The organism is Streptomyces sp. NPDC103540, from assembly GCF_055584445.1.
In genome coordinates, this window is sequence record NZ_JBVJMA010000004.1 from 167,882 (window position 1) to 192,037 (window position 24,156).

Here is a 24,156-nt window from a genome sequence, read left to right on the forward strand (position 1 = left end):
CCTGATGCATGAACCGCAGCCTCGTACCCTCCGGGAAGGTGCGCAGCGAGATGATGATACCGGCCGAGGGGTCCCGGGACTCAGGAAATGAGCGAGCGCAGCTTCTCGCGCGTCTCGGGGTCCGTCGAGTAGACGACCGTGCCGATCATGCCGCGAGTCAGCAGTACCTTGTAGGTATTGCGGATGAGACGGTCGATGTCTTCGTCGGGCGTCGCCTTGGTGAACGAAGGGTCCTTCGAAGCGGTGCGGTCGATCACCCATCGGTCGGTCCGCCAGACCAGGTCCGGGCCCATGATCACGCCCGACCAGTCGTACTCGAACCCCTGCGCCGTGTAGACGCAGCCGATCTGTCCGAACCCGGCAGGGTCGGTGGCCCAGAGGGGTGCGGGCGGAGCTCCGAGCAGGGCGCGGTCGCCGAAGAGGTTCCACGGCCTGGCCCAGTGGCCGATGACCACGTCGGCGGGCAGGGCGTGCATGCTGGAAGTGACCTTCGTCGTCCACTTCCAGCAGTAGCCGGCGGACATGCGGGCGCTGTAGCCCTGGGACCTTTGAGCGGCCAGGAAGTCCTCCAGTTCCTGCGGGCTGTCGGCAGTCAGGAGCTTCACCTTGCCGTCCGGCTCCCACGCGCCGGGCGTGTTCCCTTCGATCCCCAAGAAGTCGACCACCCAGCGCAGGTAGGCGTCGCTGCCCCCGCATCGGAACTGGCTGTCGAGCTCCACCACGGTGCAGTCCAGGCCCAGTTCGGCCGCGGCATCCTGGATCTGTTCCACGGTTCCCATTTCGCCCGGACGCACCACCTGGTGCTGGTCCAACAGGAACACCGGAACCCGGGCCGCGTCCATCAGCTCGGCGACCTGAGGGCGGCCGGTCCGCAGAGTTGCCTTGGTGTAGCGGTTGGCGGAGGTCTTGCGGAGTCGGTGCGCCTCGTCGCATACGAGCACGTCGAGGTCGTTCGGCTCGGACTCCATGAAGCTGTTGAAGTAGCGGAAGAGCCGTTGGACCTCGGGTTTGCGGGCACCGGCGACCTTGCGCATTGTCTTGGTGAAGGACTGTGAACCGGTGGCGTGCAGGGCCGGCACGCCACGCCGGTAGAGGTCGCCCAACAGGGAGAGAGCAATCACGCTCTTGCCGGAACCCGGCCCGCCGGCCACGATGACGACCTGCTTGCGATTGGACCGACGCGCCTGACGCACTGCCGACATGACTGTTTCGTAAGCCAGTCGCTGTTCGTCCAACAGTACGAACTGTTCCCGATTGCGCACCTCTTCGGCGGCAACGGTCATCAACTGCCGTGACGGCCGGACCTTGCCCTGCAGCAGGGCGTCAGCCGCTTCGGCACCCGGCTTCGCCGCAAGCCTCGAACGGAGGTAACGGAGGAAGGCGCCACGCTGGTCACCAGTGAACATCCGGCCGCGATCGTCTTCCGTGACGGCGCGGAGCCCGGACACCCCGAAGTCCGTTGCGTTGTGCAGATAGGCGACCCCCGCGACCGAGTCGGGAATCTGTTCCAACGCTCCGTTGAACGAGACCAGGTAGTCGCAGTAGCCGCGCACCTGCGCAATCGGGTTGAGAACCGGATTCGGATAGGCATCGATGCGGCACAGCAGCGGGTCGTCCTCCTCGGGATGGGCCTCGCTCCATTGCTTCAGCTCGACCACCACATATGAGGGATCTCCGGTACCAGGGTGAACGCCGGCAAGTATTACGTCCGCACGCTTGCTGGTCAGGGGCAGCGCGTACTCCAACAACATCTCGACTTCGCCGAGCCCGGCTTCGACGAGCGCGTTGGTGAGCGCCGGGATGCTGCGTTCCCAGGAGCGCACTTCGGATGGGTGGGGCCGGTGGCGGTGCCTGTGCAGGAAGTTCTCGCTCAGGAGCTCAGCCAACCGCCCTTCAATATGGGTGCGGCCGGCCAACGACGCTGCGGACTCACGGAACAGCAAGGAAGTGCCCCCAGGCAGCACGAAGTAGCTCGTGCGGGTGGGGGCATGTCCTTCGGTTCCACGGGAGTGGAGCGGAAGCCCGTCGGGCCGCTGAGATGGTCCCGCCATCCTAGAACAGGTTGTGGATCACGCGCCTGAGTCGGTCAGCAGCGTCGTACGTGCGAGACGGTGACGCTTCTTTGGCACACGCAGCCCTCGAGTCGACGAATCGGGAATCTGACCTGCGGCTTTGCCTGGTATGCCAGTCTTCAACACGTTCTCAGGGATGCACCACGTGGGGTGCGTGGCCCCCCTGGAGCCCGCTGACCGGGCCGCTGACTTGCCGTCTTCTCTGGGGGTGCGCGGCCCGTCCGAGGTGCCCTCTTACCGGTCCCGGGCATCGGGCGGGGTGGGGAGTGCGGGCTCGGGGGTGGAGGGGCGGCCTTCGGACAGGGTCAGGCGGGGCGTGCGCAGGGCGCTCAGGTCGGTCAGGGGGTCGCCGTCGACGACGAGGAGGTCGGCGCGGTGGCCGGGGGTGAGCCGGCCGGTGTCGTGGGCGATGCCCAGGGCTTCGGCCGCTCCCGCTGTGGCCAGGTCGATGATCTCGGTCGGTGTCATTCCGATGTGCTCGAAGAACTCCAGGCTGGAGACGAAGCCGTCGAAGACGGCGCGGGTAACGCCGGCGTCGGTTCCGGGCAGGAGTCGTACTCCGTTCTCCGCCATCCACCGGATCCGCCCGAACATCTCCTCGGCCCGTTCCCAGCCGAAGCGTTCCGCGAAGCCGCGCCAGTCAGGACTGGCCGTGGGGCAGACGGGGATGCCCTGGCCGGCGATGGCGGCCACCAGGTCCTCGCGTACGTCGAACCCGTCCTTCGCCATCCACGTGCAGTGCTCGATGCTGTCGACCCCGGCGGCCACGGCGGCGGCGATGCCCTCCGTGCCGTGGGCGTGGGCGGCCACCGGCAGTCCGGCCCCGTGTGCCTCCTCGACGACGATGTTCAACTCGCGCGGGGTGAACTGGGCCTGCCAGACGGGTGGTCCGCCCTTGGTGAGGCCGCCTCCGGTGGCCATCACCTTGATGAGGTCGACGCCGTTCGCCGCGTTGCGGCGGACGGCGGCGCGGATCGCGGCTTCGCCTTCGACCTCTCCGCCGAGGAACCAGCAGTGCCCGCCGGGCGGGGTCAGCGGCGTTCCGGCGGACAGGATGCGCGGGCCGGGCAGTCGGCCGGACGCGATCTCGTCCCGCAGTCGGACCGCCAGCCCTCCCCGGTCGCCGAGGTCCCGTACGGTCGTCACCCCTGTGGCGAGGAGGCGCTCCGCGCGCGTCGCCATTCCCGCGTAGAGCTCGGTGTCGGAGGCGGAGCGCAGGGTCCCCACGGGATCCGACCCGGCGTCGAACGCGAGGTGGACGTGGGCGTCGATGAGCCCCGGCAGCAACGTGCCGTCGGGGAAGTGGAGGCGGGGAACCGCGGGTTCGACCTGAGCGTCGACCTCCGCGCGCGGTCCGGCGGCCACGATCAGGCCCTGCCGGACATGCACGGCCCCGTCGAGGATCACCCTCCCACCGGGGCCCGCGACCATCCGCTCCGCCGAGACAACGGTGTGCATCATGAGCCTTCCTGGTGGTTCCGCAGCGCGTCGCGTCGGCCTCCTGCCGCACCCCGGTGCGCAGCGGTCCGTTCTGTGGAGGACAAGGTCCCACCCCCGTTTCTCCTCGTGTCGACCGCGTGGAAGATCAGGGGCCGACACGAGGAGCATCGTCTCCGGGGGGAGCGACGACCGCCACGGCGCAAAAATGGGCAAGAACCGCAGTTGGGTGTTTCGGTCGGAAAATGACTGGTAATACGCCTCGGGCCGCCGTGGCCGTGCTGTGTCCACGCGGTGTCCGGTCGGGGGTGGGCTCAAGCCAGGGTGAGGGGGAGGGTGGTCAGGCCTCGGGTGAGGCGGGTGGGGCGCCGGGGCAGGGTGGTCGGGGGGACGGTCAGGCGGGTGTTCGGGAAGCGGGTCAGGAGGGTGCGCAGGGCGATCTCCGCTTCGGCGCGGGCCAGGGGGGCGCCCGGGCAGCGGTGGATGCCGTGGCCGAAGGAGAGGTGGGCGGCGGCGTCGCGGTCGAGGTCCAGCCGGTGGGGGTCCGGGAAGGTCGCGGGGTCGCGGTTCGCGGCGCCGGGGGCGATCAGGACCGGGTGGCCCGCCGGGATGTCGACGCCGCCGATCCGCAGGTCCCGCGTGCTGTGGCGGAAGGTGGCCACGCCCACCGGGGAGTCGTGGCGCAGGAGTTCGTCGAGGGCCGCGGGGATCAGGTCCGGGGAGCGGGACAGTCGGGCCAGGGCCTCCGGGTGGCGCAGGAGGGCCAGGACGGCGTTGCCGATGAAGTGGGTCGTCGTCTCGTGGCCGGCCACGAGCAGCAGGGCGGCCAGGGAGACGGTCTCGTCACGGTCGAGGCCGCCGGCGGCGCAGTCGCGGACGAACGCGAGGTCGGGGGAGTCGGTGACCAGCCGGGTCAGATGGTCTCCGATGTGGTGGGAGGCGGCGTCGACGAGGGCGGTGTCGGTCGCGTCGAAGAGCTCGTGGGACCGGGCGGCGAGGGTGGCGCGGTCGGCCTCGGGCACGCCCAGGAGTTCGCAGACGACGGTGACGGGGAGGGGGACCGCCAGGTCCGCCACCAGGTCGATGTCCATACCGGGTCGCCAGTCGGCCGTGAGGGCGTCGACGATACGGGTGATCCGCGGACGCAGCGCGCGGACGCGGCCGGTGGTGAACAGCCGGGTGGCCACGCGCCGGTGGCGGGTGTGGTCGGGCGGGTCGCTCGCCAGCATGTTGCGGGAGATCGCCGGATGCAGGTCGCGCTGCGAGGGCCGGTCGGCGAAGAAGCGGGCCGTGTCCTTCGACAGCGCGGGGTCGGTGAAGGCCTCGCGGGCCTCCGGGTGACCGGTGATCAGGTACGCGTGGTGCCCGCCCGAGCCGGTGGGGATCCGCTGGACCGGGCAACCCGCGCGCAGTCGGTCGTACGTGGGGTAGGGGTCGGCGAGGAAGGCGGGGTCGCGCAGGGGGTCCCGGCGCGGGGCGCTCACGAGGCCGCGCCCGCGGTCGCGGGGGCCGGGCGGCGTGTGCGGGCGTCCGGAGCGACGAGGGCGGCCTCCCCCTCGGCGGCGCCCTCCAGGGCGAACGAGGTCGGTGGCGCCTCCATCGCCCGGGTACCCGAGGGGCGTTGCCCCCCGCGCCCCCGCGCCGCCCGGTGGGCGGCGCGGCGCAGGGGAAGGACGGTCGTGCCCGTCATGAGGGTGTCGATCATTTCGTGGCGTTTCTTCCGGTGGGTCAGTGGTGGACGGCGCGTCCCGGCTCTGGGCGCCGCCGGCCGTCCCTCGCCCACCGACACTCCGGTGCACGCTACCAATGCTCCGCCGACCTGAAGTGCGCCCGCCCGGACGCGGGCGCTACCAGGCGGACTTCGTGGCCTGCCAGGTGTCCTCGTCCGCGCCGCGGCGCCAGTAGCCGGAGATGGAGGCGGGGGTCGGGGCTTCGGGGTGGGTGGTGGCCAGGTGCCGGCGCAGGGTGCGGACGAAGTGGGCCTCGCCGTGGAGGAAGACTTGCGGGGTGCCCGGGGGGAAGGCGGCGGTGGTGACGGCCTCGGTCAGGGCGTCGCCCACGGGGCGCGGGCCGCGGTGGAGCCAGGTGACGGGGGTCGTGGTGGGCAGGGGTTGTTCCTCGGCCGGGCCGGCGACCTCGACGAAGGTGCGGACCGTGGCGTCGGCGGGCATGCGGGCCAGGGCCGCGGCGATGGCGGGCAGGGCGCTCTCGTCGCCGGCCAGGAGGTGCCAGTCGGCTTCGGGGGAGGGGGCGTAGCCGCCGCCGGGGCCGAGGAAGTGGAGGGTGTCGCCGGGGCGGGCGGCGGCCGCCCAGGGGCCGGCGAGCCCGGTGGGGCCGTGGACCACGAAGTCGATCGTCAGGCGGCCGGTGTCGGGGTCCCAGTCGCGCACGGTGTACGTGCGCATCCGGGGCCACTGCGCGCGCGGGAGGTCGCGGCGGATGGCGGCGAGGTCCGTGGGGTCGACGTAGTGGACGTGCGCGGGCGGGAAGAGGAGTTTGACGTAGTGGTCGGTGTAGCGGCCGGCCTCGAAGGCGTGCAGGCCGTCGCCGCCCAGTTCGACGCGGATCATGTGCGGGGTGACGCGCTCGGTGCGCAGGACGCGTCCGGTGTGGACGGTCGACCTGCGGGGTCGGGTCTCGGTTTCCGGCATCGGGACGGTCCTCTCAGTGCGCGGTGGGGGCGGAGGTTTCCTTGGCGGCGGCCGCCTCCATCGCCGCGTGCCGGCGGCTGATGCCGGGGCCCAGGGAACCGGCCGCGAGGGCGGCGGTGACGCCGAGGACGGCGGTGGTCCACCACAGGACCGGCGGGCCGGCGTGGGCGTACAGGGCGGTGCCCGCGGTGAGGGCGGTGAAGCGGGCGATGCCGCACGACCACTGGAAGGCGCCCTGGTAGCGGCCGCGGGCGTCCTCGGGGGCGATGCTCTGGATGATCGCGGAGTGGATGCCGCCGATGGAGGCCTCGCCGACGGACCACAGGACCACGGTGCCCGCGTAGGCCCAGGCGCTGTCGGCGACGCCGGTCAGGGCCACGCCGAGGGCGACCAGGATGCTCGCCGCCACGTAGACGGGCAGCGGCGGGATGCCGTTCAGGACGGAGGTGGCCACGGGTTGCAGGATGACGACCAGCGCCGCGTTGAGGGCGAACATCAGGCCGAGGGTGGTCGGCGGCAGCCCGTCGTCGCGGATCGCGAGGGGCAGGCCGGCCTCGATGAGGCAGTAGATCGCCACGGAGATCCCGAACAGCGGGAGCAGGGCGCGCATCAGCGGGTCCCGGAAGACCACGCCGTAGCCGCCCTTGCCGCGCGAGGGGCCGGCGCCGGGGGCCGGGGCGCCGGCGGGCAGCATGATCGCGGCGATCACGGCGTAGGCGAGGGAGGTGACGGCGTCCACCGTGAAGAGCAGCCAGTAGCCCTGGGTGGCGAGGAAGCCGCCGAGCATGCCCGCGCCGGCGGTGCCGATGTTCACCGCCCAGTGGATCAGCGAGAACGCGGACCGGCGCCGCTCCGGCTCGACGGAGTCCGCGAGGAGGGCGGACGCGGCGGGGCCGACCGTGCTGCCGGTGATGCTCAGGAGCGCGGCGGCCAGGACGAGGGTCACCAGGTTCGGGGCGACGAACAGCAGACCGTGCGAGACGGCGACCCCGAGCAGCCCGATCACGATGGTCGAACGGCGCCCGCGCCGGTCGGCGAGGAAGCCGCCGAGCAGCGGGCCGATCAGATTGCCCGCGCCCAACGCGCCGAGGACGTAAGGCACTTGTGAGGTGCTGATCCCGCGCGAGCCCAGGTAGTACACGAGGAAGGGGGTGACCATGAAGCCGAGCCGGTTGACGATCGTGCCCGCGAAGATGATCCAGGCCGTGCGGGACAGCCCACTGAAGGAGGAGAGCATGTCCCGGATCCTCGTGTCGCAGTACGCTGATGGCCATTGATTAAGAAATGCTTGAATCCATGGGGTGGTCGTCCTGGCGGAGCTGGCGTTCTCGGCGCGTGACCTGGCACAGACGCGGTTCGCCGTCTCCCCGATGTGGGAGGTCGTGACCAGCTTCCGGCTGCTGGGCCATCCCGCGCACCCCGTGCACCGACCCTGGGTCGAACAGGTGCGGCCGCGCATCGAGGCCGCCGGCCTGGACCGGGGGTGGCTCGCCGAGCTGATCCCGCCCTCCGGCTACCTGCCCGACTTCCTCAACCCGGCCCCCGCCGGACCCGCGCCCACCCTGGCCGCGGAGTTGGCCGCCATCACCGACGGGCCCCCCGAGCAGATCCGCCACGACCTCGACCACCTGGCCAAGCACGGGCGGCCGCGCGGCCCGCGCCTGCGCCAGCTGCGCGCCGAACCGCGGGCCCAACTGCCCCGACTGACCCAGGAGGTGGAGACGTACTGGGAGCTGGCCATCGCCCCGTACTGGGCGCGGATGCGGACCGTCCTGGACGCCGACGTCTTCCACCGGGCCCGCCAGGTCGCCGAACACGGCGCCGCCCGACTCTTCAACGAGCTCCACGCCTCGGTCAGTTGGGACGACAACGCGTTGCGGCTGGTCCGCCGACAGCGCACCCTGACCCGTACGACGGCCGGCGAGGGCCTGCTCCTTGTGCCGACCGTGTTCGCCGGGCCCCGTCTGCTGACCCGGGTCCGGATCCCCGATCCGCCCCAACTCGCCTATCCCGCACGGGGGGTCGGCGCCCTGTGGGAGGCCCGGCCCGTCGCCCGGACCGAGGCCATCGCCGCCGTGCTCGGCCGTTCGCGGACCCTGCTGCTCACCGAACTGGAGGCCCCCGCCTCCACCACCGAACTGGCCCACCGCACGGGGATCTCCCCCGCCGGCGTGTCCCAGTACCTCACCGCGCTGCGGGCGGCGGGTCTGGTCAGCGCCCACCGCGCCGGCCGCTCCGTCCTCTACGCCCGCACCTCCGTCGCCGAGTCCATCCTGGCCGCCGCCCCGTAGGATGCGGCCGTTCCCTCCGCGCGGGCCGACGCTCCACGAGCCCCGCGCCGCACCACCGTCACCCGATGTCCCGAGAAGACAGGCCGGCACACCGTGGATCGCGAACGACTCGTACGACACCTCAGCGCCGCGGTCGGGGCCGCCCACGTGCTGACGGACCCCGCCCTGAAGGCCTCCTACGAGAGCGACTTCACCGGTCGCCACACCGGCCGCGCCCGCTGCGTCGTCCGCCCCGCCGACACCGCCGAGGTAGCCGCCGTGCTGCGCCTGTGCCACGCGGCCGGGGTCCCGGTCCTCCCGCAGGGCGGCAACACCGGCCTCGTCGGCGGCTCCGTACCCGGCCCCGACGGGGACGAGGTCGTCCTGTCGCTGAGCCGGCTCACCGGGATCGGCCCCCTCGACCCCGACGCGCGGCGGATCACCGTCGGCGCGGGGGTGCCCCTGGCCGAACTGCACCGCCGGCTCCGGCCGCGGGGCTGGGACTTCGCCGTCGACCTCGCCGCCCGCGACTCCGCCACCCTGGGCGGGATGATCGCCACCAACGCGGGCGGGGAACGCGTCGTGAAGTACGGCACCACCCGCGCCAACGTCGCCGGGCTGGAGGCGGTCCTGGCCGACGGATCCGTCCTCGACCGACTGGCCGGGCTGCCCAAGGACAACACCGGCTACGACCTCACCGACCTGCTCGTCGGCAGCGAGGGCACCCTGGCCGTCGTCACCCGGGCCCGGCTGCGCCTGGTACCGCGCCCCGCGCACCGGGCCACCGCGCTCCTGGCCCTGGGCTCCCTCGCCGCGGCCGTCGGCGTCCTCGCGCGGCTGAGGCTGCTCGACTCCCTGGAGCTGGCCGAGTTCTTCACCGCCGACGGCCTGGCCCTCGTCCTGGAACAGAGCGGCCTGCCCGCCCCCTTCCGCACCGCCCATCCCGTCTACCTCCTCGTCGAGTGCGCGGGCCGCCGCGACCCCTCCGAGGAACTGGCCGAGGCGCTCGACGGGGCCGACGTCCGCGACGACGTCCGCGACGTGGCCGTCGCCCTCGACGCCCCCGACCGGCGCCGGCTCGCCGCCTACCGGGAACGGCACACCGAGTCGATCAACGCCGTCGGGATCCCGCTGAAGCTCGACGTCACCGTGCCCCTCGCCGTGCTGCCCGACTTCGTGGCCGAGCTGCCCGCGCTGCTGGCCGGCCGGGCCCGGCCGTACCTCTTCGGCCACCTGGCCGAGGGGAACCTGCACGTCAACCTCCTCGACGTCGCCGCCGCCGACGAGGAGGCGGTCACCGAGGCCGTGCTGCGACGGGTCGCGGCCGTCGGCGGCAGCATCAGCGCCGAACACGGCATCGGCCGCGCCAAGGCCCGCCACCTGCACCTGACCCGGTCGGCCGCGGACATCGCCGTGATGCGGTCGATCAAGGCGGCCCTGGACCCCGACCGGCTGCTCAGCCCGCACACCCTGCTGCCGCCCGGCCCCTGAGCGCCGCCCGCGCACGGACCGGAGGCCGCCGCGACACGCCGAAGGGCCCGCGGGCGAGCAGATGCCCGTCCGCGGGCCCTCGGGGGCGAGACGGCTCAGGCCACCGGGTCCGGGTCCGCCTGCGCGACCTGGTGCAGTACGCCGCCCACGTGCGCCCCGTGCGCCACGTTCACCACCACGTCCCCCGAGGACTCCGGGATGGCCCGGACGCTGGCCCCGGTGAAGCCGTTGACCCCGGTGACGATGCCCCACACCGGGCGGAAGCGCCGCAGCCCCCCGTCCTCCGCCGGCACCGACTCCAGGACGGAGCGGATCCTGCGCTGGATGACGTACGGGCTGCCGAGCGCCTCGTCGAGGTGCTCGCGCCAGCGCTCGGGGGTGACCTCGTCGGCCCAGCCCAGCACCACGCCCTTGCCACCGGACAGGGAGGTCGGCTTGAGGACCAGGTCCTCCCGGTGCTCGACGGCGTAGGTCAGCAGGTCGACGCGCGCGCCGTCCTCCAGGGTGACCGTGCCGGGCCGCACCATGCGCGTCCACGGCAGGATCCGGTCCAGGCTCTCCAGCACCTCGGGGGCGAACAGCTCCCGGTTGCGCTCGTCCGACAGCATCGCGAGGGCGCCCTTGCTGGCGTACGCGGTGGTGTCGAGCGGGGTGAAGACCTTGACCTCGCCGCGGTCCGCCGCCTCGAAGACGGGCCGGGTGAGCAGCTCGGCGTCCGGGGCCAGGACGTCACGGATGAGGAAGGTGCGCACGATGATGTCGACGGGCCGATCACGCAGCCACACGCGCCCGTCGCGCACCTCCAACTGCCCGAGGTGCGCGGGGTACGCCTCCAGACCGAGCTCCCCCCACCGCTCGCACAGCTGGGTCATGTAGGGGATCTCGTTCTCGAAGACGGTCGGCCACTCGGTCAGCGCGACCACCGGCCGGTCCCGCTCCGTGAACCCGCTCTCCACGAGGATGTTGGTGACCTGCTCGCGCAGCGAGTCGCGGAAGGTCAGCCCGTGCCGCTCGGCGAAGGCGGAGAGCGTCGGATGCGCGAGGAGTTCACGACACACGTCGACGTTGTCCATGCCGCCGACCGCGCTGCCGATGTTGAGCTCCAGCAGCTTGAAGCCCTCGCCGTCGCAGATCATGTCGGCGCGGGTCTGCCGGGTCATGGTCGCTCCCCGGTTGCTCATCACGGCCGCGACCTGCACCTCGTTCAGCCCGCCGGCGCGGGCGAACGCGGCGAAGTCCCCGCCGAACAGCCTCTCGGGCAGGCTCGCCAGTGCGGTCAGCAGGTGGTCCAGGTCGGCCGCGAGCCGGGTGTGCTCCTCGCGGCCCAGGAAGAGGGGGCGCGAGAGCCACTGCCCGCGCCCGTTCGGCTTGTCGCTGTTGAGGATCTTGTTCTCGGGGAGCCCTCCCAACAGCTCGCTCGTCGTCGGCTTGCCTTCGGCCAGCTCGGCCAGGTACTCCGCGGTCAGGGAGACGCGATCCATGCGGACCTCTTTCGGGTGTGGTGGAGGCGGGGGAATCGGGGAGCGGGCGGTGCGGGGGAGTTGGGGAGCGGGCGGGTCGGGGGAGTCGGGGAGCGGGGGAGCGGGCGGGTCAACCACCGCTGGTCGCCGCCGCCTTCGCGGCGGGGCGCGGTGGCGGGAAGGCCACCGCCGCAGGGGCCAGGGAGCGTTCGACGCGCAGCAGCAGGAGCCCGCCCAGCAGCGTCGTCGTCGCGACCACCAGCCACGGCAGCCGGCCGTCGACGGTGAGCAGGGAGGTGAACAGGGTGGGTGCCAGGGCGTAGGGCACGGACCAGGACAGCTGGTACGCCGCCAGGTAGCGGCCGCGCAGTTCGGCGGGCGCCGCGGCCTGGGAGAGGGAGCCCGAGAAGGTGCTGTGGACCATCTCGCCGAAGGTCAGGACGATCACCGCGAGGACCAGGCCCACCATCAGCACCGCCACGTTCTGCGGGCGGATCGTCCCCAGCACGATCTGGCCGACGAAGCCGCCCGAGAACAGGACCGCCCCGGCCGCCGCCGCCCGGGTGCGGGTGGTGAACAGGCGCCGGGCGTACGCGGCCACCGGCACGCCGATGGTCGCGCAGAGCACGGTGTTGACCAGGAACGCGACGCCCGTGAGCCCCTGGGGCACGTGCAGCCAGTCGATCGCGTAGACCGGCAGCAGCACGCTCAGGGTGGTGTAGCCGAAGGCGACCAGCAGGTTCGCGAGGGTGAGCGAGAGGAAGGGACGGTCCCTGGCGACGAGCCGGTAGCCGCCGCTCCGGTCGACCCGCGCACGGGCGCCGCCGGCGGCGCCGGGCGCGCCGGCGGGCGTGGCGCCGGGCGTGGCGCCGGGTGGGGTGACCTGCGCGGTGACGGGAGCGGCGCCGGGCGCGGTGACCGGCGTACGGGCGGCCAGGACCGCGGCGACCAGAAAGCTCGCCGCGTTCAGCCAGGCCGCCGCCAGGTAACCGGTGTCGCCGGCGCCGGCGATGAGCAGCGAGGCGACGAGGGTGCCCACGCCGAGCCCGGCGTTGCCGAGGCTGCGGCTGAGGGCCTGCATCCGGTCCCGGTTCTCGCCGTCGACCAGCTCGCCGAGCCGCGCCTGGAGGGTGGCCGGGAAGGCCCGGGTGCCGATGGAGGTGACCAGGGCGACCGCGGCGAAGGCGGTCGGCGAGTGGGCGAGGGGGAAACAGGCGAAGCTCAGCCCGCGCAGGACGTACAGGAACAGCTGCACCCGGCGGGCGCCGAAGCGGTCGACGGCGATGCCCGCCACCGGGAGCGCCCCGAGCCCGATCAGGCCGGTGACCGTGAGGACGAGGCCGATCGTCGTCAGCGGCAGCCCCGTGACGTGGAGGAAGAACACCAGGCTGAAGGGGACGTACATCCCGGTGCCGACCGCGTCGATCGCGATGCCGGCGGACAGGGCGCGTTCGCCGGGGAAGCGGGGGCGCAGGAAGGACATGGATCTCCAAAGCGGGCAGAGGGGGAGGGGCTCAGGTGATCTCGTAGAAGCCCGGCCCGTCCATGTACCGCGTGGTCAGCGCGTCGCGGGCGACGGTGCTGGCGGTCTCGTGCAGCAGGTACACCCGCAGCGGGAAGGTCCAGTCGTCGACCGAGGCGTGCACCGGGTTGCCCGGGGTGACGCGGAAGAGCACGTCGTGGAAGCTCTCCAGGGCGCGCAGTTCGGCCATCCTCGGGTAGGAGCGCAGCTCGCCCGCGACCGGCGCGACCATGTTCACGATCCGGGCGTGCCGCAGTACCTCGTACGCCTCGCCCCGGCGCCGCTCGAAGCGTTCGGGGTCGGTGCAGGCGTCCACCGTCCAGTCGAGCTGGCTCTCGCCGATCGCCGCCTCGACGGGTACGTGGACGTCGGCCCCGCACACCCGGGTGCCCGTCTCCACCAGGCGCGGACCCGCCGGGGTCAGCTTCAGCTCCGTGTGCGCGGGGCCGTTGCGGATGCCGAGGGCGTCGAGCACCAGCTCCGTGTGCTCGACCAGCACGTCCTGCTCCTCGCCGTGGCGGGTCATCAGCTCGGCGCCGGCCGGCAGGTCGCGCACCCCGTTGGCGCTCAGGTGGTGCATCTTCCAGATGTCGGTGACGCGGTGACGGCCGTGCAGGCTCACGGTGTTCACGATGTACTCGCTGCCCACGAGGTATTCCTGGGCGAGCACCGCGTGGTTGTCCTGGCCCAGCGCGCTGGTGCTGCCGATCAGCGCCTCGAAGGCCGCGCGGACCTCCCGCTCGTCGTCGCAGAAGTGGACGCCGTCGCTGCCGGCGCTGCTGACGGGCTTGAGGACGACGCGTCCCCGGTCCTTCTCGTACCAGCGCAGCAGCGTGTCGAGGTCGTGGGCCAGCACCTGTTCGGTGCCGGGTACCCCGGCCTCCTTGACGGTCTCGATCATGCGGTACTTGTCGCGGCGGGCCGCGCTCAGCGCCGTGCCGTTGGTCGGCAGGCCGAGCGCCTCGCCGAGTCGGTCGGCGAGGACCACCGCGCGTTCGATGCCCGGGACCAGGGCGCGCGGGGCGTGCGCGGCGAGGGCGGCCAGGGTCCGGTCGAGGTCCCCGTCGTGGACGACGTTGGCGACGAAGTCCCCCGGCCGGAAGCTCTGCGCGTACGCCGCCGGGATGGTGGGGGTGCTCTGTACGTGGACGCAGTCGTGGCCCCGCGCCCGGAACAGCGGGGCCAGGCAGCGTGCGCTCGCGTAGGCGTCGACGATGACGACCGGACGGGCGGCCGGATCAACACTCATGGATTCCCTCGACAGTGGACGGTACGGACGGGCGCGCGGCGGCGCGTCAGTCGACGGGCTCGGTGGTGATCGTGACGGCGGCCACGGCGGCCTCGCAGCGGGCGACGGCCTCCCCGGCGTCGGCGCCGACCGCGATCACATGACCGCAGACCCGGTCGACGGACCAGGTCAGAGGGGGGACGACGGTCCCCGGCTCGGCCTTCAGATCGAGGGTGATCCCCTCGCCGAGGGACGCGGGCAGGTCCACGGAGGTGACCACGCCCGGCTGCGCGGACAGGAAGCGGATCGCCGCGCCGGCGCGGGCGGCCGGCGGGTTCGGGTCCCAGGCGTCGATGCCGAGGGGGACCGCCACGGCGCTGCGGACCAGGTCCACCCCGTAGGCGTGCCGCACCAGTTCGGGGATGCTGTCGCCGCCGGCGCGGTCGTGGGACTCGATGATCCTCAGCCCCGCGCCGGTGATCATGATCTCGGTGTGGGCGGGCCCCTCGACCAGGCCCACGGCGTCCAGCAGCCGCGCCGTCAGCTCGACGATGTCGGCCCGGGTCGATCCGTCCACCCGGGCCGGGACGGAATGACCGGCTTCGATGAACCCGGTGCCGCCCTTGCCGAGCAGCTTGTCCGTCACGGCGACGACGGTGTGTACGCCGTCCCGGGAGAAGCTCTCCACGCTGACCTCGTGGCCCGTGAGGAACTCCTCCGCCAGCATCCGGTCGCGCCCGACGGCCTCGACCTCCCGCCAGGTCGGCGCGACCTGTTCGGGCCCGTCGACCTTGTGGACGTGCCGGCTGCCGCCGTAGTCGAGGGGCTTGAGCATGGCGGGGCCGGCCAGCTCCGTGACGAACTCCAGCAGCTCCGCCTCGCTCTCCACGACGCGGAAGCGGACGGGCGAGAGGCCGACCTCGGCCAGCCGGCGCCGCATCGCGGACTTGTCCTTGAGCATGCGGACGGTGCGCACCGGGTTGCCGCCGAGGCCGAACTCCTCGTTCAGTCGGGCGGCGGCGATCAGTCCCAGTTCGGCGGGGGAGAAGAAGCGGACCACCGGCTGTTCGGCGAAGACCCGGCGGCCGGCGGCGACGGTGGCCTCCTCGTTCGCGAGGACGGTCTCGACGACCTGGACGGTGTACTTGCGGGCGACGGCGGGGTCGTACACGCCCGGGGTGTGGAGCATGACCACCTCGCAGCCGAGGTCGTGCGCGGACTTCAGTACGGCCGGGCGGCCGCCCAGCAGGGCGATACGCGGCGCCATATCGGGATCCTTCCGAGGGGTGGGTGCGGTGGTGCGGGTGGTGCGGTGGCGCCCACCGGCGGGCGGACCGGCCGGCCGGGCCCCTGGGTCAGCCGCCGACGAGGGTGACGTTGTCGCCGAACCGCATCAGCTCGCGGTACGACTCCGCCCGCGCGTGGCGCATCGTGCGCAGTACGGCGATCGCGCTCTCGGAGTCCTCCCCCTGCACGATCGACCGGTCGTCCCCGACGAGCTTGGCCGTGATGACGACGTGCTTCTCGATGTCCTGGAGGTCCGCCTCCAGCAGGGCGTCGCGGGCCGCGGCGAGTTCGGGGTCGGTCGCGGCCAGCTTGGCGAAGGGCTCGGCGGAGACCCGGATCAGGTGGCGCATGGCCTTGCGGAAGGACTTGTGCTCGGGCTGGGTGCGGCCGGTGAGGGCCACCGGGCAGGCCGGCGCCGCCATCGTGGGGCGGACCGTGGCCCCGTAGCAGGCGGCGGACATGTCGCCGGAGTGCAGCATGGCCGCCGTGAATCCGCGTACGTGGACGATGGCCTCCTCCACGGCGGCGAGCGCCGCGTCCCGGTCGGCCGCCCGGAAGGCCGCGACGGCCCGGTTGACGGCGTCGGCCGCGGCCAGGTTGAGGACGAAGTAGAAGTGGTGGGTGACGATCCACCGCGTCAGCTCGTCGGTGCCCGGGACGTACGGGGCACCCGCGGGCGGGGCGGCGAGGTCCGCCGGCCGCCCGTCGGCGGGGAGCAGGCCCTCCAGGATCCGGGCCATGGAGAGCACCTCGGCGGCCTGGTCGTTGAGGTCGAGGCGGGCCTCACGCAGGTCGGTGAGGGTGCGGGCGAGGACCGTCGTGACCTCGGAGGTGAGGTAGGCGTCGCTCAGCGGGGCCGTCCTGACCCCGAAGTAGGTGTGGTTGGGCACGATCGGGACCAGGGACGCGGTGTCCATCGGGTCGACGTGCGCGGCGGCGGCGAGTCGGTCGAGCAGCTCCACCGCCGCGTCGGTGGCGGCCTTGACGGCGGCGCCCGCCCCGAGCGGGTTCAGCAGCTCGGCGTGCAGGTGGTCCAGGCCCGCGACGGCGGCGCCCAGCGCCCGCGCGACGGGTTCGGAGGGGCGGGTGCTCGCGCGCACCAGGTTGTCGGCGGGCAGCACCACGAGGGGGATGTCGGGGCAGGCGGCAAACATGTCGGTCACCTCGGGAGGTCGGGACGGCCGGAGAGAGGGCGGCACGGGCGCGGCCGCGTGCCGGTGGGCGGTCATGCCGGGGCGGCGTACCCGCGCGCCTCGTTGAGGAACTGCCCGAGGTACCCGTCGTGCGGCAGGTACGGGTCCTTCCACCAGTCGGGGACGCGCCCGTGCAGCACGGTGCGGACGCCCGGGCTGTCGAGGGCCTCGGCGACGAGGGAGGCGTCTTCGGTGAGCAGGGTCAGGGCCAGGGAGTCGTCGAGCGGGGCGATGCCCCGCGCGCGCTGCCAGGGGGCGACCCAGACGCAGGGGAAGGGCAGTTCGGTGGCGAGGCCGGGATGGTCGGCGTCGTCCACGCACATCACGGCGGGGCGCAGGGCCACCGCGTCGTCGGCGACGAGGGGCAGCGGGCCGTCCTCGTGGTGGCCCGCCATGAGGTCCGGGGCGCCCCGGGCGGCCCGGTCGAGGGCCGCGCGCAGCCCCTCGGCCTCCGCGCGGGGGCGTACGGGCAGCACGGCCCGCTCGTCGGTGACCGGGTGGGCCGGGAGCGCGGCCAGCCGTTCGGCGAGGGCAGCGGCCAGGGCCCGGTGGTCGCCCGAGGTGAGGACCGCGGTGGTGTTCGTGCAGCGGACGCCGCCGTCGCCGGCGATCTCGGCGACCAGGTGGTCGAGGGTGGCCCCGTCGTACGGGCCGTCCACCAGGACCTTGCTGCGGCCGGGGCCGCGGACCAGGACCCGGTCGTTGCCGCGCAGCCGCGCCACGGTGTCCTCGCCGCCGTAGACCAGGGACAGGTCGGCGGTGTCCACGAGGGCGTCGGCGGCGGCGTGGGAGCCGGGCAGCAGGCTGATCCACCCCGGCTCCAGACCGGCTTCGAGCAGGGCCCGCACCAGCCGCAGGGGGGTGAACGGGTCCCGTGCCCCGGGGCGGACGACGACCTTGTAGCCCAGCGCGAGTGCCTGGAGCCAGGCGCCGTGCGTGGCGGGGTGGTTGCTGGGCGCCACGACCCCGAAGACGGAGCCGCGCCGCACCCAGCGGGCGCCGCGGCCGGTGCCCGTCGGGGTCTGCGCGTCGAGGATCCCGCCCAGGCGGGCGCAGGTGTCGGCGACCCGGGCCAGGGTCCGGCGGGCCACGGTGACGGGCACGCCGGAGGCCAGGGCCTGGAGGCGGCAGTACTCCTCGGGGGTCGTGCCGCCGAGGGTGGCGCCCGCGAACAGGGCGCCCGCCTTGGCGAGGACGGCCAGGCGTTCGTCGCGGGTCGTGGGCGGGGCCTGCCGCGCGGCCTTCACGGTCAGCCGGGTGACCAGGGCGGGGGCCTCGTGGACGGTGGCGAGCGGGGCGCCGTCGACGCCGTGCAGGATCCGGGTGTCGCGGGAGGAGCGTTCCCGTCCGTCGCGTATGACGGGTATGGCGGGTATGGCGAGCGTCATGTCAGACCAGCTCCTCGGGTGCGGGCCAGGGGAGGTCGGCGGTGTGCGGGGCACCTTCGCTGGGGACCCGGAACTGGGTCCGCTCCGGTTCGGTGACGTCGAGCCCGAGGGCGTGGCGCAGGCCGGCCGTCTGGATGGCCCGCGGGGGGCAGCCCTCCAGGTAGACGCCGGCCTCGCGGTGTTCGTAGAGGGCGTTGCCGACCAGGACGACCGCGCCGCGCAGGGCGGGCAGGCGCTCCATGGGGCCGGAGACGAGGGTGATCTCCCCGGGGTGGGCGAGGAGTTCGGCGCGCAGCAGGTGCATGGCGGCGGCGAGCCAGCGCCGGCAGTCGTCGCAGGCGGTGTCGGCGTGCACGTGGATGCCCTCGCGCGGCGGCGTCAGGTCCACGGGCGCGCGGTCGAGGGTGAACGCCACCTCCTCGATCTTCGCTCCCCGGACCTCGATCTCGTCGAGGCCGCCCGGCCCCAGGCCCCGGCGGTGCGCGTCGCGCAGGTAGGCCAGTTCCCAGGCCTCGACGCCGGCGACGGCCGCCATCGTGAGGTCGAGGGCGACGGCGTTGCGGGAGGCGGAGAGCAGGCCGACCTCGCGGGAGACGCCCTCCATCGGGTAGTTGCCCTCGATGACGGTCATGGCGTCGCAGACCACGAGGTGTTGGGGGCGCAGCAGGTTGAGGTCGACGATGGACTCCTCGACGCCGGCCATGTGGACGACGCGGGTGGTGAACCCCGGCAGCAGCCCGACCAGGTTCTTCATGGCGTTGGTGAGCACCACGCTGGAGTGGGTGCGCAGTTGCGGGGCGCCGATGAAGAAGTCGCAGTCCAGGACGATGTCGGGGATCGCCATCGGCACCCGCAGGGAGGTGGCGCCGGGCAGCTGGGTGATGCGCAGGGGGCGGTCGTCGAAGCTGACGACCTGCGCGTGGCGGTGGACCGGGCTGTCCTGGAGGATCTCCTTGAGGACGTGGGTGCGTTCGGCGACGAACACCTCCGCTCCGCGTTCACCGGCCCGTTTGGCGAGGGCCAGCAGGAGTTCCGGGCTGGTGCGGAACCCTGGCTTGCGCTGGAACATGTTGGGCTTGATGACGACGCGGTCGCCTCGACCGACGTCCCGCAGGGGATCGCCGAGCAGGTCCAGTACGTGGGCGACCGCCGCGTCGACGGCCTCGGCCGTGGCGGCCTCGGTTCGGGTGAGGGCAACGGCCGTGGGCTCGCCGGTCATGTGAACTCCCTTGGCGTGCGCGGGGCGTGGGGCCTGGTCAGGGGCAGGGCCCGGGCCAGGGACCGGGTCAGAACTGCCAGCCGTCGAAGACGACGGCGCGCGCCGGGGCGGCCTCGACGCCGGCGACCTTGATCGGCAGGGCCATGAGCTGGACGACCGTGTTCTCCACCTGGTCGAGGCTCTGGATGTTCTCCAGGATCGGGATGCCGGCGGCCAGCAGGCGGCGGTGCACCTGGCCGCTGCGGTCGTCGGGGCGCTCGGTGATGCAGTCCATGCCGACGAGGGAGGCGCCGTTGTCGACCATCCAGTCGGCCGAGGAGAGGGTGAGGTAGGGGGGCTTGTCCCAGTAGTCCTCGCGGCCGAGGTAACGGTTGGGGTGGTCGGTGCGGATGAGGAGCCGGTCGCCGGGCTGCCACACGTCGCGCAGCGCCTCCTCCAGGTCCTCGCCGGTGACCGGATCCAGATCGCGCTTGTGGGACAGATCGGCCACGCATGCCCGGCCGACGAACGTGTCCAGGGGGACCTCGTCGATCTTCTCGCGGTCCTCGAAGAAGTGGTAGCCGGACTCCACATGTGTCCCGTTGTGCGGGAATATCTGCAGGTCCGAGAATGTCCGGCCGCCGCGCGCGGGGTCCGTTTCGGGAGTCATCGCCCGACGGATGCCGAATTTCGGGTACCAGGGGGCGTCGTAGGAGGGCATTCCCTCGTGCCAGCCCTGGCTAATGTCAATCATCTTCATGATCCACTCCATCTGATTGAGCAGCGAACATTTTTTGTCACGGCTGCGCGGGGAGCATGCGGAAGCTAGCACGGAGGCACCGGGTACAGGGGTGGTCGTCCGGGTCGTCGGGATGACCAACTCGCGAAGTTCCCGTGAGAGTTGGGGCCGCGGCGGCATGACTTTCTACCACAGCGTGGCGGCTCCACGTACAGCCTGCCAGGCATTTCTATCTGGATTTTAACCTTCCAATTGTGTGCCTCCGGAACCCGCTCCTTCGGGTAATTTCCGGCCACTTTTCGATCTTGGCCGGAAGTGTGTACGGAGGCGTGGCCTCCATATCTGGTGGTTGCTTGGCCAAAACCCGATGCGCTAGCCTCGCCGCGATCTGAACGCCGAAATCCAGTGATTGATCAAATGGAAGGCGCCGACGTGATTGTGGTTCTGCATTCGCACGCCACCCGTGAACAGATTGAATCCGTCAAGGAAAGACTCCACGACCGCGCGATGTCTTCCGTGGTCGTATCCGTCATGGAATCCACCATGGTCGTCAGCGAGGGGATCGCCCCCGCCGAACTGACGTCGACCGTGGAGGAACTCCCCTTCGTCGAACGCGTCGTCACGGTCCCCGGGACGCAGCGTCTGACCAGTCGGCTGCTGCGGCCGGAAAACAGCCCGGTGCGGGTCGGCAATGCCGTCCCCGCGGTGTTCGGAGGGCCGGAATTCGTCGTCGTCGCCGGCCCCTGCGCCGTCGAGAGCCGGGAACAGATGAACGCGGCCGTCGACACCGTCGTCGCGAGCGGCGCGGCCGTCCTGCGCGGCGGAGCCTTCAAGCCCCGCACCTCCCCGTACAGCTTCCAGGGCCTCGGGGTCGCGGGCCTGACCCTCCTCGCCGAGCAGCGCACGCGCACCGGACTGCCGGTGGTCACCGAGGTCGTGACCCCGAAGGACGTGGAGGTCGTCGCCGAGGAGAGCGACATGCTCCAGATCGGCACCCGCAACATGCAGAACTTCGAGCTGCTGCGCGAGGCCGGCGCCTGCGGCCGGCCCGTCCTCCTCAAGCGCGGCATGTCCGCGACCGTCGAGGAGTGGCTGCTCGCCGCCGAGTACCTCATGCACACCGGCAACGGCGACGTGGTCCTGTGCGAGCGCGGCATCCGCAGCTACGAGCGCAGCACCCGCTTCACCCTCGACCTCAGCGCCGTTGCGGAGGCGAAGCGACTGACCCACCTGCCGGTGATCGTCGACCCCAGCCACAGCACCGGACGGCCCCACCTCGTCGGGCCCATGTCGCTGGCCGCCGCGGCCTGCGGCGCCGACGGTCTGATCATCGACGTGCACACGGACGCGCGCAACGCGATGTGCGACGGCGCCCAGGCGCTGGACGGCGAGCAGTTCGCCGCCGTCATGGGCCGCCTCGCCCCCGTCGTCGAAGCCGTGGGCCGGACGCTCGCCCCCACCCGGGCGCACACGCTCGCCTCCGTCTGACCGCATCCTCCTGGAGACCCACATGCCGGACGACACTCCTGAGCCCTTCACCGCGGACCTCGCACCGGAAGAGTTCATCCGCGCCGCGATGCAATGGCACTTCTCTCCCGAAACCGGTTCCCCGTACTGGGTGAAACGCGCCGCGCAACTGGACTTCGACCCGCTGACCGACATCGCGACCTGGGAAGACCTCGACCGTTTCCCCGATGTCAGCGAGGAATGGCGCGACATACCCGTCGACGCGCTCGTCCCCGCCGGAATCGGCCGACAGGGCTGGAACTTCCAGGTATTCGACAGCGGCGGCACCACCGGACGCCCCAAGCGCATCGTCGAATCGCACTCCCGCCGCAACGGCGTGCTGTGGGTGAGCACCGTCCTGGCCGAGCACGGGATTCCCGGCGAGGGCGACGGACACTGGCTGCACATCGGGCCCACCGGACCGCACATCGTCGGCCGGTCCATCGGTCTGCTGGCCCAACTGCGCACCACCTTCTGCCACTACATTGACTTCGACCCGCGCTGGGTCAAGAGCAGCGTCAAGCAGGGACGGGCCGAGGAGGCGGGCCGCTACGTGCGCCACATCCTGGCGCAGGCCCACGACGTCCTGGCCACCCAGCCCGTGTCCGTCCTGTTCGCCACCCCGCCGGTGCTGGAGGCCATCGCCGCCGACGAGCGGTTGCTGGACCTGGTCCGCGAGAAGGTCCGCGGCATCATCTGGGCCGGCACCAGCGTCAGCCCCGAGACGCTCGCCGTCTTCGAGGACGAACTCTTCCCGCAGGCCGTCGTCGTCGGCCTCTACGGCAACACGATGATGGGCATCGCTCCGCAGCGTCCACGCGCCGGTGGACAGGACGCGGGCGGACAGTACGCGGGCGGACAGGACGAGGAACGCTGCGTCTTCGTCCCCTTCCACCCCTACAGCCGCGTGACGGTCGTGGACCCCGACGACACCCTCACCCCGGTGGCCCACGGCGAGCGCGGCCAGGCCAGGATCAGCCTCGTCTCCCGCGACCTGCTGCTGCCCTGGACCCTGGAGCGGGACTCCGTGGTCCGCGTCCGGCCCACCGCGCGGTACCCGCAGGACGGCCTGGCCGACGTACAACCCCTCACCGTCGAGGGCGGCCCGACCGCCATCGAAGGGGTGTACTGAGCATGGCGACCCCGTCCCGCACCGCGCCGCCCCGCACCGCCCCGTCGTCCCGTACGGCGCCGCCCCGCCCCGCACCCACCGCACCCGGCGTCGCCCCCGCCCCGCCGCGCCCCGGCGACCCGCTCGACCCCACCGACCCGCGCGGCCTGCTCGCCACCTGCGTACGGGCCGCCGACCGGGCCCGCCGCACCGGACGCCCGACCCTCGCCGCCTGGGCCGCGCCCTTACCCGGGGTGGACCCGCTCGCCCTCTGGGGCCGGGCCAGGCTCCACACCCCGCGCGCCCTGCTGTGGCGGTCGGCCTGGGACCAGGGCTCCCTCATCGCCCTCGGTACCGCGCACGACCTGCGAGGACACGGCGCCGACCGGGTGCGCTCCGTCCGCGAGGAGTGGACCCGGCTCGTCCGCGACCTCGTCGCCGGAGGCACCGGCGACGACGCCCTCGGCACCGGCGAAGGCCCCCTGGCCGTTGGCGGCTTCGCCTTCGCCCCCGACCGGGGAGCATCACCCGGGCGGCTCCCCGACACCCTGATGTGGGTCCCCGCGCTGCAGATCCGCAGCCTCGAACCCACCCCGGAGGCCCCCCGGGCCCCCGGCCACGCCGAACTGCGGCTCAACGCCGTACTGTCGCCCGGCGACGACCCCGAGCGCGCGGCCGAGCGACTCGCCGCCCTCGCCGCCGCCTGCCTGCCCGCCGAGGCGGACCCGGCGTCGGAGCCGCCCGCGGCGCCCCCGTCGCCCGCCGCCCGCACCCACACGTGCGCCGAACTCCCCGCCGCCGAGGACTGGAAGCGACTGGTGCGCGACGCCACCGACGGCATGCGCGCCGGCGCCTTCGAGAAGGTGGTGCTGGCGCGCGAGCTGCGCGTCACCGCGTCCCGCGCCTTCGACGTGCCGCGCGCCGTACGCCGCCTGCGCGAGGCCAACCCCGCCGCCACGCTCTTCGCCGTCGACCACGACGGGCGCACCTTCCTCGGGGCCACCCCCGAATACCTCGTACGCGTCGACGGCCCCACCGTGCACGCCCTCGGCCTGGCCGGCACCACCCCGCGCGGGGCCACCCCCGAACAGGACGAGGCCCACGAGCGGGAGCTGGTCGACAGCGCCAAGATCCGCCACGAGCACGAGGTCGTCGTCCGGATGCTGCGCCGCGCCCTCGCCGACTCCTGCGCCGAGGTCGAAGCCGAGACGCCGCCGCGCGTGGTCAAACTCGCCACCGTGCAACACCTGTCCACGAAGGTGCGCGGCCGGCTGTCGGGCGACTCCCCGACGGGCGTCCTCGACTTCGTCGAGTGCCTCCACCCCACCCCCGCCCTCGGCGGCCACCCGCGCGCGCAGGCCCTCGACTGGCTCGACCGCAACGAGGGCCTCGACCGCAGTTGGTACGCCGGAGCCGTCGGCTGGGCCGACCACCGGGGCCAGGGCCAGTTCGCCGTCGCGATCCGCTCCGCGCTCCTCGACGGCGCCAACGCCTCCCTGTACGCGGGCTGCGGGCTCGTCGCCGACTCCGACCCGCAGACCGAGTACGAGGAGACCTGCGCGAAGCTCCAGGCCATGACGTCCGCCCTCGAAATCGAGTGACG

General features: G+C 72.9%; 19 protein-coding genes. 5 read left to right on the forward strand and 14 right to left on the reverse strand.

Annotated features, from left to right (window positions below; all coding sequences use genetic code 11):
• Positions 1–80 precede the first annotated feature (80 nt).
• The 6 genes from ACZ6ZI_RS11675 to ACZ6ZI_RS11700 form a co-directional block, all read right to left on the reverse strand.
• Complete coding sequence (locus ACZ6ZI_RS11675) at positions 81–1,943, reverse strand: DNA/RNA helicase domain-containing protein (RefSeq protein WP_469518886.1); 1,863 nt, start codon at positions 1,941–1,943, stop codon at positions 81–83.
• Between the two features lie 363 nt (positions 1,944–2,306).
• Positions 2,307–3,533, reverse strand: a complete 1,227-nt coding sequence (locus tag ACZ6ZI_RS11680) for a metal-dependent hydrolase family protein (RefSeq protein WP_469518888.1) — start codon at positions 3,531–3,533, stop codon at positions 2,307–2,309.
• Positions 3,534–3,823: 290 nt separating this feature from the next.
• Positions 3,824–4,993, reverse strand: a complete 1,170-nt coding sequence (locus ACZ6ZI_RS11685; RefSeq protein WP_469518890.1) for a cytochrome P450 family protein — start codon at positions 4,991–4,993, stop codon at positions 3,824–3,826.
• Positions 4,990–5,214, reverse strand: coding sequence for a hypothetical protein (locus tag ACZ6ZI_RS11690; protein ID WP_469518892.1), 225 nt, complete (start codon positions 5,212–5,214; stop codon positions 4,990–4,992). Before ACZ6ZI_RS11690 ends, ACZ6ZI_RS11685 begins: the two co-directional genes overlap by 4 nt.
• Positions 5,215–5,356: 142 nt before the next feature.
• Positions 5,357–6,160, reverse strand: coding sequence for a siderophore-interacting protein (locus ACZ6ZI_RS11695; protein WP_469518894.1), 804 nt, complete (start codon positions 6,158–6,160; stop codon positions 5,357–5,359).
• A 13-nt stretch (positions 6,161–6,173) separates the two neighbouring features.
• The gene (locus tag ACZ6ZI_RS11700) at positions 6,174–7,397 is read right to left on the reverse strand and encodes an MFS transporter (RefSeq protein ID WP_469518896.1); all 1,224 of its coding nucleotides are present in this window, start codon (positions 7,395–7,397) and stop codon (positions 6,174–6,176) included.
• A 64-nt stretch (positions 7,398–7,461) separates the two neighbouring features.
• Here ACZ6ZI_RS11700 and ACZ6ZI_RS11705 point away from each other — a divergent pair, with 64 nt between their 5' ends.
• Positions 7,462–8,451 carry an ArsR/SmtB family transcription factor gene (locus ACZ6ZI_RS11705; protein WP_469518899.1) on the forward strand — a complete coding sequence of 330 codons (990 nt, stop codon included), beginning with the start codon at positions 7,462–7,464 and terminating at the stop codon, positions 8,449–8,451.
• A gap of 93 nt (positions 8,452–8,544) precedes the next feature.
• Positions 8,545–9,921 (forward strand): FAD-binding oxidoreductase, encoded by a 1,377-nt coding sequence (locus ACZ6ZI_RS11710; protein ID WP_469518901.1) that lies wholly within the window; start codon positions 8,545–8,547, stop codon positions 9,919–9,921.
• A 95-nt stretch (positions 9,922–10,016) separates the two neighbouring features.
• Here ACZ6ZI_RS11710 and ACZ6ZI_RS11715 read toward each other — a convergent pair whose 3' ends face one another.
• The 8 genes from ACZ6ZI_RS11715 to ACZ6ZI_RS11750 form a co-directional block, all read right to left on the reverse strand.
• Positions 10,017–11,402 (reverse strand): hypothetical protein, encoded by a 1,386-nt coding sequence (locus tag ACZ6ZI_RS11715; RefSeq protein ID WP_469518902.1) that lies wholly within the window; start codon positions 11,400–11,402, stop codon positions 10,017–10,019.
• Positions 11,403–11,511: 109 nt separating this feature from the next.
• Positions 11,512–12,864 carry an MFS transporter gene (locus ACZ6ZI_RS11720; RefSeq protein WP_469518905.1) on the reverse strand — a complete coding sequence of 451 codons (1,353 nt, stop codon included), beginning with the start codon at positions 12,862–12,864 and terminating at the stop codon, positions 11,512–11,514.
• A 31-nt stretch (positions 12,865–12,895) separates the two neighbouring features.
• Entirely contained in the window at positions 12,896–14,152 is a 1,257-nt protein-coding gene (locus ACZ6ZI_RS11725; RefSeq protein WP_469518907.1) for an ATP-grasp domain-containing protein, read from the reverse strand.
• A gap of 46 nt (positions 14,153–14,198) precedes the next feature.
• Positions 14,199–15,398: an ATP-grasp domain-containing protein gene (locus ACZ6ZI_RS11730; RefSeq protein ID WP_469518909.1), complete on the reverse strand. Its 1,200-nt coding sequence runs from the start codon at positions 15,396–15,398 to the stop codon at positions 14,199–14,201.
• A gap of 88 nt (positions 15,399–15,486) precedes the next feature.
• Positions 15,487–16,572: a hypothetical protein gene (locus ACZ6ZI_RS11735; RefSeq protein WP_469519576.1), complete on the reverse strand. Its 1,086-nt coding sequence runs from the start codon at positions 16,570–16,572 to the stop codon at positions 15,487–15,489.
• Positions 16,573–16,643: 71 nt separating this feature from the next.
• The gene (locus tag ACZ6ZI_RS11740) at positions 16,644–17,999 is read right to left on the reverse strand and encodes an aldehyde dehydrogenase family protein (RefSeq protein ID WP_469518911.1); all 1,356 of its coding nucleotides are present in this window, start codon (positions 17,997–17,999) and stop codon (positions 16,644–16,646) included.
• A gap of 1 nt (position 18,000) precedes the next feature.
• Positions 18,001–19,218, reverse strand: coding sequence for a DUF362 domain-containing protein (locus tag ACZ6ZI_RS11745; protein ID WP_469518913.1), 1,218 nt, complete (start codon positions 19,216–19,218; stop codon positions 18,001–18,003).
• A gap of 67 nt (positions 19,219–19,285) precedes the next feature.
• Positions 19,286–19,957: a cyclase family protein gene (locus tag ACZ6ZI_RS11750; RefSeq protein WP_469518914.1), complete on the reverse strand. Its 672-nt coding sequence runs from the start codon at positions 19,955–19,957 to the stop codon at positions 19,286–19,288.
• 396 nt (positions 19,958–20,353) lie between these two features.
• Here ACZ6ZI_RS11750 and aroF point away from each other — a divergent pair, with 396 nt between their 5' ends.
• From aroF to ACZ6ZI_RS11765, 3 genes are read left to right on the forward strand one after another with little or no spacing between them, the layout of a single operon-like run.
• The gene (gene aroF / locus ACZ6ZI_RS11755) at positions 20,354–21,424 is read left to right on the forward strand and encodes a 3-deoxy-7-phosphoheptulonate synthase (RefSeq protein WP_469518916.1); all 1,071 of its coding nucleotides are present in this window, start codon (positions 20,354–20,356) and stop codon (positions 21,422–21,424) included.
• Positions 21,425–21,446: 22 nt separating this feature from the next.
• The gene (locus tag ACZ6ZI_RS11760) at positions 21,447–22,574 is read left to right on the forward strand and encodes a class I adenylate-forming enzyme family protein (RefSeq protein ID WP_469518919.1); all 1,128 of its coding nucleotides are present in this window, start codon (positions 21,447–21,449) and stop codon (positions 22,572–22,574) included.
• A gap of 2 nt (positions 22,575–22,576) precedes the next feature.
• Positions 22,577–24,154 carry an isochorismate synthase gene (locus ACZ6ZI_RS11765; RefSeq protein ID WP_469518921.1) on the forward strand — a complete coding sequence of 526 codons (1,578 nt, stop codon included), beginning with the start codon at positions 22,577–22,579 and terminating at the stop codon, positions 24,152–24,154.
• Positions 24,155–24,156: the final 2 nt, after the last annotated feature.

Coding starts and splice junctions, on each gene's coding strand:
- ACZ6ZI_RS11680 (WP_469518888.1), bottom strand. CDS start 3,533: ATGATGCACACCGTTGTCTCGGCGGAGCGGATGGTCGCGGGCCCCGGT.
- ACZ6ZI_RS11690 (WP_469518892.1), bottom strand. CDS start 5,214: ATGATCGACACCCTCATGACGGGCACGACCGTCCTTCCCCTGCGCCGC.
- ACZ6ZI_RS11695 (WP_469518894.1), bottom strand. CDS start 6,160: ATGCCGGAAACCGAGACCCGACCCCGCAGGTCGACCGTCCACACCGGA.
- ACZ6ZI_RS11700 (WP_469518896.1), bottom strand. CDS start 7,397: ATGCTCTCCTCCTTCAGTGGGCTGTCCCGCACGGCCTGGATCATCTTC.
- ACZ6ZI_RS11715 (WP_469518902.1), bottom strand. CDS start 11,402: ATGGATCGCGTCTCCCTGACCGCGGAGTACCTGGCCGAGCTGGCCGAA.
- ACZ6ZI_RS11720 (WP_469518905.1), bottom strand. CDS start 12,864: ATGTCCTTCCTGCGCCCCCGCTTCCCCGGCGAACGCGCCCTGTCCGCC.
- ACZ6ZI_RS11725 (WP_469518907.1), bottom strand. CDS start 14,152: ATGAGTGTTGATCCGGCCGCCCGTCCGGTCGTCATCGTCGACGCCTAC.
- ACZ6ZI_RS11730 (WP_469518909.1), bottom strand. CDS start 15,398: ATGGCGCCGCGTATCGCCCTGCTGGGCGGCCGCCCGGCCGTACTGAAG.
- ACZ6ZI_RS11735 (WP_469519576.1), bottom strand. CDS start 16,572: ATGTTTGCCGCCTGCCCCGACATCCCCCTCGTGGTGCTGCCCGCCGAC.
- ACZ6ZI_RS11740 (WP_469518911.1), bottom strand. CDS start 17,999: ATGACGCTCGCCATACCCGCCATACCCGTCATACGCGACGGACGGGAA.
- ACZ6ZI_RS11745 (WP_469518913.1), bottom strand. CDS start 19,218: ATGACCGGCGAGCCCACGGCCGTTGCCCTCACCCGAACCGAGGCCGCC.
- ACZ6ZI_RS11750 (WP_469518914.1), bottom strand. CDS start 19,957: ATGAAGATGATTGACATTAGCCAGGGCTGGCACGAGGGAATGCCCTCC.
- aroF (WP_469518916.1), top strand. CDS start 20,354: ATGGAAGGCGCCGACGTGATTGTGGTTCTGCATTCGCACGCCACCCGT.
- ACZ6ZI_RS11760 (WP_469518919.1), top strand. CDS start 21,447: ATGCCGGACGACACTCCTGAGCCCTTCACCGCGGACCTCGCACCGGAA.
- ACZ6ZI_RS11765 (WP_469518921.1), top strand. CDS start 22,577: ATGGCGACCCCGTCCCGCACCGCGCCGCCCCGCACCGCCCCGTCGTCC.